The following is a 9,198-nucleotide window of genomic DNA, read 5'->3' on the forward strand; positions in this document are numbered from 1 at the left end:
GTCGCCGATCCAGGCGCTGGAGTCGCGGGTGAACAGCAGACCGGGGAGCGGGTCGACGATGAAGTCGAGCTCGTCCATGAGCCGGTAGACCAGGCCGTGCGCGCTCTTCAGCTCCTCGTGCGCGAGGCCCGCCACCAGGGTGTGCGCCAGGTCCTCGGGGTGCAGGTCGCGCAGGTGGGCCGCGACGACCCGGCGGAGCTGGTCGCCCCAGCGCTTGTCGTCGATCACCTGGGAGATCGCCTCGTCCCGCGCGGCCTCGAACTCCAGGGCGTCCTGGAGGAGCTCGGAGAGGTACAGCACCTCGACGTCGCGGTCGCGGAGCGCCTGCGCGAACGCGTCGTGCTCCTCCTGCGCGCGGCCCACCCAGGGGATCGCGTCGAACAGCAGCTTAGCGCTGTTGCGCGGGGTGAGCCTTTTGAGCTCTGCCCCGGGACGGTGCAGCAGGACGGTTCGTAGCCGTCCGACCTCACTGGTGACCCGGTGTCTGTTCGTCGTCTGCGTCACCTTTCGCAGTCTATGCGCGCATGATCGCCTGCTCCGGCCGCGCCCCCACCCGCCCCCGGCGAGGCAGACCCCGGCACGAGCACAGGACGATGGGGGCGGCTGCGGGGTCCGTTGTGACACGATGCGTCCGTGCCTGCCCTCTCTGTGCACCTCGCGGCGGCGACCTTGTTGCGGGTGTCGGCGGAGGGCATCGCCACCGCGCTCGTCCTGACCGTGCAGGCACGGACGGGGCACGCGGCCTCCGCCGGGTTCCTGCAGACCGGGATGACGCTGCCCTACGTGCTGAGCGGGCCGGTGCTCGGGCACGTCCTCGACCGGACGAGCCGCCCGCGCCGGGCCGCGGTCGGGACGGCCGCCGTCTACGCAGTCGCCGCCGGGACGTTGCTGCTGGTCGCGGGGCGCGTCCCACTGGGCGTCGCGCTCGCCGTCGCGGTCGTCGTGGGATGCGTCGAGCCCGTGGTGGTGGGGTTGACGAGCCTGGTCCCCCGCTTCGTCCCGGAGGAGCGGCTGCCGCGCGCCTATGGCCTGGAAGCGGCCAGTTACAGCCTCGCCGCGATCTCGGGGCCGGGTCTGGCGGCGGTCGTGGCGGCGACGTTCGACGGGTCCGCGTCCGGATGGGTGATCGCCGCCGGGGCCGTCCTCGGGACGCTCGTCCTTCCGTTCGTGCCGTTCGGGCGCCGGTCCGCCGCGGCGAGGCCGGAAGTGGACACGGCGGCTGCGGGCGACCACGGGAGCGGGGCAGGCGTTTTCGGGGTCATCGGGGGCGGTCTTCGGGTTCTGGTGGGGAACGCGAAGCTGCGGGCTCTGACGGCGGCGACCACGCTGGCCTGGACGGGGTGGGGCGGCGTGCCGGTCACGGCCGTTCTGCTCGCCCAGGAGCGCGGAGCGGACGCGAGTGCGGGCGGACGGCTGGTCATGGGGTTCGCGGTGGGGGCCCTGACGGGGTCGCTGCTGGCCGGACGGTTCGTCCGGCCGCGGCATGTCGAGCGGGTGATGTTCGGCGGACTCGTCGCGTTCGGGGTGGTGCTGACCTTGCCGGTGCTCGCGCCGTCCGTCTCGTGGGCGATGGCGGCGTTCGCCCTGGCCGGGATGTGCGAGGGGCCACTGTTCACGGCGACGCTGATGCTGCGGCAGCGCGAGTCCCCGCCGTCCAGCCTCGGGCAGGTCAACACGACGGCGGGCAGCCTCAAGATCGGCGCGACGGCGGTCGGGGCCACGCTGACCGCGGCCTGCGCCGGATCGTTCGGCGCGGATGGGCTGATGCTGGCGATCGCGGCGTTCCAGTTCGCCGGAGCGGCGCTGGGGGCGGCCCTGCTCGTCCGTGGCGCGCCTGCCGAGCAGCCCGGCTGAGCCCGGAACCGTCCGGCGGACGACCGGCGATCGCAAGGGCGCGAGCGGCGAAACCGGCAGTCCGTGGCGAGCCAGGAAAACCGGTCGCCATTCGCGAGGACGGTACGTACGCTCGGGGACATGATCCTGGCGGCCGGCACCTCGCAGCTCGCGGACCTCGGTCCGCTGAGCTCGGTGTCGGCCGTCCTCCCCCTCGACGGCGGCGCCCGAAGCTGACCCCTCTCCGTGCCACCCCGGAGAACCAGCGGAGAGGGGTGGTCACCTGACGCGCGCGTGCCCGAACGGCATGGGCGCGGGTTCTCACCGCACCGAGTGAGAACGGGACGAAGACCATGGCCAAGGAGCTCTACGAGCGGGCCAAGCCGCACCTGAACATCGGCACGATGGGGCACGTCGACCACGGCAAGACCACGCTGACCGCGGCGATCACGAAGGTGCTCGCCGAGCGCGGGCTGGCGTCCGCCGTGCCGTTCGACGGGATCGACCGGGCCCCGGAGGAGCGGGACCGCGGCATCACCATCAACATCGCGCACGTCCAGTACGAGACCGCGACCAGGCACTATGCGCACATTGACATGCCCGGCCATGCCGACTTCATCAAGAACATGATCACCGGCGCGGCGCAGATCGACGCGGCCGTGCTGGTGGTGTCGGCGCTGGACGGGGCGATGCCGCAGACCCGCGAGCACATCGTGCTGGCGCGGCAGGTCGGCGTCCGGTACATCGTCGTCGCCCTGAACAAGGCGGACGCGGTCGAGGACGCGGAGCTGCTGGACCTGGTCGAGCTGGAGATGCGCGACCTGCTGTCGGAGTACGGGTTCCCCGGCGAGGAGGTCCCGATCGTCCGGGTGTCCGGGCTGCGGGCGCTGGAGGGCGACCCGTACTGGACGGCCCGGATCGGCGACCTGCTCGACGCGGTCGACGCGTACGTGCCGGTGCCGGACCGGGTGCTCGACCGGCCGTTCCTGCTGCCGGTGGAGAGCGTGATGACGATCACCGGGCGCGGGACGGTGGTGACCGGCGTGGTCGCGCAGGGCGCGCTGCGGCTCGGGGACGCGGTCGAGGTCGTCGGGTTCGGCGAGAGCTTCGGGACGGTCGCGACCGGCCTGGAGACCTTCGGCCGGGCCATGGACCGCGCCGAGGCCGGGGACAACGCGGCGGTGCTGCTGCGCGGTGTCCGCCGGGACCAGATCCGGCGCGGCCAGGTGGTCGCCGCGCCCGGCTCGATCCGGCCGCACGGCCGGTTCCGGGCGCGGGTGCGGGTGCTGACGGCGGCCGAGGGCGGCCGGAGCGGGCCGTTCTTCCACGGCTACCGGCCGCAGTTCCACTTCCGGACCACCGATGTGGTGGGCGGCGTGGACCTCGGCGGGGAGGGCGGCATGGCGCTGCCCGGCGACTCGGTCGAGATGACCGTCGAGCTGGGGCGTCCGGTCGCGATGGCCGAGGGGCTCGGCTTCGCGATCCGCGAGGGCGGCCGGACGGTCGGCGCGGGCACCGTCACGGAGCTGCTCGACTGAAACGGCCCGGGCCCGCCGTCCAGGAAGGACGGCGGGCCCGGGTTCGGTCTTTCCGGTGGCTAATTCTTCCCCGCGGGGGCGTTGGGAGAGTCGCCATTCCCGCCGCCGGTTCCACCGCCGTTTCCGTTCCCGTTACCGGAACCGTTGCCGTTCGGCTGTTTGTCAGCGTCGCCACCGCCGCCGCTTTTGTCTTTCCCGTTGCCCTTGCCCTTGCCGTCCCCGTTCCCGTTTCCGTTGCCCTTTCCGGGAGGGGTGGACTTCGGACCCTTGGACGGCTGTCCGTGCGGATTTCCCTGATGCCCCTTGCCGTTCTTGCCCTTTTCAGCGGGCTGCCCAGTGGTGGGCGAGGGGGAACCGGGAGCGGTCGGGCCATGCGTCCCGGACGGGGTGGACGGATCGGACGGATCGACGCCGGACGTCCCCGCACCCCCGCCGTGGTGCCGGGACGGCGACAGACGCGGCGAGGGGTGCGGATGCTCCTGAGTCTGGCCGGGCAGGTTCCCGGTGCTCGCGGCCAGCGCGACGCCGCCGAGCGACGCGGCGACCAGCGCGACCAGGGCCGCCTTCACCGTGAGCAGGCGCTTCAGTCCTCGCCCGCCTACTTGGGGGCGCCCGGCCCCGGCGGGCAGGACGCGCGTCGTCACGGCTTCGGAGGAGCGTTCGGCGACGGCCGACTGGAACGCGGCGACGGCGGCGTCCTCACCGGCCAGCTCGTCCGGACGGCCGGGGGCGGACGCCGCGGACAGCAGAGCGGTCAGCGGATCCGCGCCGGACGCGCCGTCCCGTCCCTGCGGTTCCCGCCCTTGAGCGAGGGCGTCGAAAAGGCGTTCGGCGGCCTCTGGAGTGAGGTCGTCATCGGGATGCCGCTCGGTCATCGGCTCTCCTTGGGCAGGGAGGCATGAGCCGGTCCGGTGCGGATCACGACCTCCATGCGCATGACTCTTCCGTACCCGACGCTCACCGTCATTCGGCGTCCGCGAACGCGCGGCACACATCGTTCATCTGCCGTCGCCAGGAATTGCCCGAACGGCCCCGGGACACCGGACGACGGCCGAGGGCGCGGGACGCATTCATCGGGTACATAAGCGAATTCACCGCGAACGGATGCGGGCTCCCCAAGAGCAGGCGCGAAGACCGCGCCGCCGTTCCGGAGCACCTTCTCACCTCCGGCGTGCGCAGGCAGGAGAAGACGGCTCGAAAGAGCGCGACAAGCGGTCGGCCGTGGTTCGGCGGGCCATGGTTCGGCTGCCCGTGGTCCGGCGGGCCGATGTGCCAGGTTCCTCAGTCTGAGCACCCCCTTTCGGTGAGCGGTCGCGGTCGCCCTCGCTGCTCGTCCGCGCTGGTCGGAGCAGGTCGGGACGGTCTCAACTATCTCTTTCAGCGCCGCGCGGCGCGTCGGCGTCACCCGGGCGGGCCGGTGCGCGCCGGTCGGCGGGGACGGACGCGGCGGCCTCGCGCGGCCGCGTGAGCTGGCCCGCGAGCCTGCGCAACCCACGGTAGGCGGCGGTGCGGACCGCGCCGGGCTTCTTGCCCAGAACCCGCGCGGCGGCGGGAGCCGACAGCCCGAGGACGACCCGGAGCATCACCGCCTCGCCCTGGTCGGCGGGGAGCCCGGCGATCATCGCGAGCGCCCGGTCGGTGGCCAGGCCGTCCATCGCCTGGGCGGCGGTGTCGGCCTCGGCGGGCCTGGTGACCAGCTCGTCCACCGGCAGGTCCGCGACCGGACGGCGGGACCGGGCGCGCAGGTGGTCCAGGGCCCGGTGCCGGGCGACGGTGGCGGCCCAGCCGCGGAACCCGTCGATGCCGCCCTCGAAGTCGCGCAGATCACGGGCGATCTGGAGCCACGCCTCGGAGGTGACGTCGTCGGCGTCCTCGCCCACCATGCCGCGGACGTAGCGCAGCAGCCGGGGCTGCACATCCCGGTAGAGCAGGCGGAACGCGGACTCGTCACCCGCCCGGGCCGCCGCGACGGCACGGTCGAGCGAGCCGTCGTCGGTCCCCGCCGCTTCGTTCACGCCCGCCATTCTGCAATCAGTCGGGCAGTAGGTGTGACACATGCGGATCGATCGGCGCTGAACCCGTTGAGACCGCGAACGCCCCCGGCGCCGCCCCCGTCACGCCGGACGCGGTCCGCGCGGGGTCACCGGTTCCCCGGCCGGTGACCCCGCCACATAGACCTTTCGACGGAGCACATGGACAGCGACACGATCTCCCTCGCCGACCCGGCCGGACGCCCCCACGCGCCCGCCGGGTCGCCCTCCGCGCCCACCGGCGCGCCCGCGCACGACGGGGCCCCCGGCACGATCACCCCCGCATGGTCCGCACCGACCGGCCCCGCGCCCGCGAAGGCCCCGGCGGGCCCTGCGGCCCCCGGGGCCACAGGTCCCGCGCCGGTGTTCGTGGACCTCTCCGGACGGCGTCGCCGGATGGGCCGCCGGGTCGGAATCGCCTGCGGCGGGCTCATCGCGGCGTTCCTGCTCGCGATGGGCATCGGCGTCGCTACCGGCGCGAACGTCCCGGGGACGCCGTGGAAGGCCGCGCCGGGGGCGCAGCACAAGAAGAGCCAGGCTCCCGTCCTGCAGCCGAAGAGCATCCCCCACGGCCAGAACGGGTCCGGCGGGAGGCCTCCGGTGGCAGCGCCGTCCGGGGCGGTGCCGCCCGGTGCCGTGCCGACCGGGCCGAACCGGCGGACGACCGGCGGGCGCGGTCCGGCTCCGAGCGGTTCCTCCGGTCCGTCCACGGCGCCGAAGCCCTCGTCGTCCGTCCAGCCGACCGGCTCGGCGACGCCCGCGCCGTCGGCGACCCGGACGCGCCCCGGCCATGGCCAGGTGACTCCTCCCGGGCAGACCAAGCGGCCGAAGACGGCCGGCTGATCCATGGATCCCCTTGAACCCCCGCCGCCGTCCGCCGACGCGCAGGGCGCCTCCGACGACAGGGCAGGTCGTCGGGGCGGTCCCTCAGGCGCGCGCGGGCGGCGGCGGGCTGATCTTCCTCCTCGGACGGGGCACGGCCGCCCCGGGCCGCATGCCGCTGCCGGCCAGGCACCGGGGCGGGCCCCGCGCCGCCTGGCCGAGCCAGGGCGGGGTTCGGCACCGGGTGGCAGACGTTCGCGAGGCAAGCGCCGCCGGCGTGCGACGTCGGCGGCGGAGCGGGCGCGGGAGCCGCGCGGGCACTGGGTGCTCATGGCGCTCGGCGGCCTGGCGCTCATCACGCTGCTCCTCCTGGACGGCTTCGCGAACGGCGCCGTCGGCGAGTCGTCCCAGCACAAGCCAGGGCAGAACCCCGCGCCCGCCCCCTCGGCCGTGACGTCGGGCGGGCCGGTGGTCAACATGGCGGGCGGCACTCCGCACTCGCTGCGGACGCCGCCGAAGACGATCGCGCTGACCTTCGACGACGGCCCCGACCCGAAGTGGACGCCCCGGCTCCTGGACGTCCTGAAGCGGCACAACGCCAAGGCGACGTTCTTCTCCATCGGCGCGCACATCGCGCAGCAGCCCGCCCTGGTCAAGCGGATGATCGCCGAGGGCAACGAGATCGGCTCGCACACCTACACGCACGTGGACATGGCGACCGCTCCGGCCTGGCGCGACAAGCTCGAACTCGACCTCACGCAGCGCGCGCTCGCGGGGGCCGCCGGCGTCCACACCCGGCTGCTCCGCATGCCGTACTCGTCGGTCCCGGACGGCCTGACCGGCCCGGAGTGGCTCGCCGCGGAGCGGGCCGGGCGGGACGGCTACCTGCTCGTCCTCACCGATCGGGACACCGAGGACTGGCAGAAGCCGGGCGTCGACAAGATCGTCCAGTCGGCGCTGGCCGCCGAGCGGAAGGGCCAGGGCGCGATCGTGATGCTGCACGACGCGGGCGGCGACCGCACCGAGACGATCGCCGCCGTCGACCAGATGATCACGAAGCTGCAGGCCCGCGGGTACCGGTTCACGACCGTGTCGCAGGCGATGGGCCTGCCCCGGGCGGAGGTGCCCGCCACCGCGTCCGAGAAGGCGATCGGCTGGACGCTCGTCACCGCGCAGCGGATGGCGGCCGCGCTGACCGGCTGGATGCGGATCCTGTTCTTCATCGCGGGCGTGCTCGCCGCGCTGCGGCTGGCCGTCCTGCTGGTGTTCGCGCACGTACACCGGCAGCGGGCGCGGCGGACCGAGCTGCCGGAGGTGCTGCGGCTCCGGGACGGGCCGCCCTCAGCCCTGGAGGCCTTCGGCGCTCCGGCCGGGCACGCCGTCGCGCCGTCGGTCACCGTGGTCGTCCCGGCCTACAACGAGGAGGCGGGGATCGCGGCGACCGTCCGGTCCCTGCTGGACACCGACTATCCCGGCCCGTTCGAGGTGATCGTGGTGGACGACGGGTCCACCGACCGGACGGCCGAGATCGTCGAGGGGCTGGCGCTGCCGGGCGTCCGGCTGATGCGCAAGCCGAACGGCGGCAAGCCGGGCGCGCTCAACGTCGGGATCGCCGCCGCGCAGGGCGAGCTCCTGGTGCTGGTGGACGGCGACACCGTGTTCCAGCGCGACACCATCCGGCACCTGGTCGCGCCGCTCGTGACCGACCCCGCCGTGGGCGCGGTCAGCGGCAACACCAAGGTCGCCAACCGCAAGGGCCTGCTCGGGAGGTGGCAGCACCTCGAGTACGTCATCGGGTTCAACCTGGACCGCCGGATGTTCGACCTCGCGCGCTGCATGCCGACCATCCCCGGCGCGATCGGCGCGTTCCGCCGCCGGACGCTGGTGTCGGTCGGCGGCGTCCCCACCGACACGCTCGCCGAGGACACCGACCTCACCATGGCGATCTGCCGCGGCGGCTGGCGGGTCGTCTACGCCGAGCACGCGCTCGCCTGGACCGAGGCGCCGGACTCGCTGCGCCAGCTCTGGCGGCAGCGGTACCGCTGGTGCTACGGGACGCTGCAGGCCATGTGGAAGCACCGGCGCGCGGTGGTCGAGCGCGGGCCGTTCGGCCGCCGCTGCCTGCTCTACCTGACGGCCTTCCAGGTCGTCCTGCCGCTGTTCGCGCCCGCCGTGGACCTGTTCGCCGTGTTCGGCCTGGCGTTCATGGACCCGGTCGCGCCGCTCACGATGTGGGCGCTGTTCGCCCTGGCCCAGGTCGCCGCGGGCGGCTACGCGCTCTGGCTGGACGGCGAGAAGCTGCGCCCGCTGTGGACGATGCCGCTCCAGCAGATCGTCTACCGGCAGCTGCTGTACCTGGTCGTCGTCCAGTCCGTGGTGACGGCGGTGCTCGGGACGCGCCTGCGCTGGCACACCATCCGGCGGGCGGGCACGTTCTCCGACATGGGTCCCGGCGGCGGCCCGGACCTCGACCCCGGTCCCGGCCCGCGCGCCGGGACCGCGGCCCCCTGATGCCGGCCCGGAGGAGAGCGGGGCCTCCGGCCGGCACGGCCCGCGGCCCGGCCGCGGGCGGCGGGGAGGGCGGGGGGACGCCGTCCGGGGCTGCGGCGTCCCCCCGCCACCGCCCGAAGTACCGGGAGATGTGCTCGAAAACGTCGTAGTAGGCGTAGGTTGTCCGAGATGGTCGACTCGTTCTGCTGACGAGATCGATCTTGATGTGGTGGGATTCCCCCAGACCCCCGCTGAACCCCTGATGGAGTACGTGTGCGAGCCCCCCGCGCCCTGATTCCCCTGCTCGCCGTCTGCGGCGCCGGCGTCGTGGTCGCCCTCGCCGGCGCCGGCGCGGCGATCGAGAAGAGCCCGGCGCTCGGGTCGACCGACGCCGGCCGCCCGCAGCGCGCCGCCGCCGACGGCCCCGTCTCGGTCACCGCGCTGACCTGGGACGTCTGCGGCGACGCCGAGCCCGGCTGCCCGCT

7 protein-coding genes and 1 pseudogene are annotated in these 9,198 nt (G+C 74.1%); 5 read left to right on the forward strand and 3 right to left on the reverse strand.

Going from position 1 to position 9,198, the window contains the following annotated elements; translation table 11 throughout:
• Positions 1-504, reverse strand: a 504-nt coding sequence (locus tag AB0J52_RS16520; protein ID WP_500182436.1) for an arginine deiminase family protein, incomplete at its 3' end; no start/stop codon positions are given.
• Positions 505-633: 129 nt separating this feature from the next.
• On the opposite strand from AB0J52_RS16520, the gene AB0J52_RS16525 reads away from it, so the two are divergent.
• Both AB0J52_RS16525 and tuf read left to right on the forward strand, forming a co-directional pair.
• Positions 634-1,854, forward strand: coding sequence for an MFS transporter (locus AB0J52_RS16525; RefSeq protein WP_500182437.1), 1,221 nt, complete (start codon positions 634-636; stop codon positions 1,852-1,854).
• Between the two features lie 332 nt (positions 1,855-2,186).
• The gene (gene tuf / locus AB0J52_RS16530) at positions 2,187-3,371 is read left to right on the forward strand and encodes an elongation factor Tu (RefSeq protein ID WP_500182438.1); all 1,185 of its coding nucleotides are present in this window, start codon (positions 2,187-2,189) and stop codon (positions 3,369-3,371) included.
• Between the two features lie 59 nt (positions 3,372-3,430).
• On the opposite strand, the gene AB0J52_RS16535 is transcribed toward tuf, so the two are convergent.
• Positions 3,431-4,246: a hypothetical protein gene (locus AB0J52_RS16535; RefSeq protein WP_500182439.1), complete on the reverse strand. Its 816-nt coding sequence runs from the start codon at positions 4,244-4,246 to the stop codon at positions 3,431-3,433.
• Positions 4,247-4,735: 489 nt separating this feature from the next.
• Positions 4,736-5,386: an RNA polymerase sigma factor gene (locus AB0J52_RS16540; protein ID WP_500182440.1), complete on the reverse strand. Its 651-nt coding sequence runs from the start codon at positions 5,384-5,386 to the stop codon at positions 4,736-4,738.
• Between the two features lie 177 nt (positions 5,387-5,563).
• On the opposite strand from AB0J52_RS16540, the gene AB0J52_RS16545 reads away from it, so the two are divergent.
• From AB0J52_RS16545 to AB0J52_RS16555, 3 genes and pseudogenes are all read left to right on the forward strand, one after another.
• Positions 5,564-6,244, forward strand: a complete 681-nt coding sequence (locus AB0J52_RS16545; RefSeq protein ID WP_500182441.1) for a hypothetical protein — start codon at positions 5,564-5,566, stop codon at positions 6,242-6,244.
• A 309-nt stretch (positions 6,245-6,553) separates the two neighbouring features.
• Entirely contained in the window at positions 6,554-8,734 is a 2,181-nt protein-coding gene (locus tag AB0J52_RS16550) for a bifunctional polysaccharide deacetylase/glycosyltransferase family 2 protein (protein WP_500182442.1), read from the forward strand.
• A 252-nt stretch (positions 8,735-8,986) separates the two neighbouring features.
• Positions 8,987-9,198: pseudogene (locus AB0J52_RS16555) on the forward strand (endonuclease/exonuclease/phosphatase family protein); the annotation flags it as partial.

This window comes from Spirillospora sp. NPDC049652, assembly GCF_040675125.1.
Lineage (GTDB): Bacteria > Actinomycetota > Actinomycetes > Streptosporangiales > Streptosporangiaceae > Spirillospora.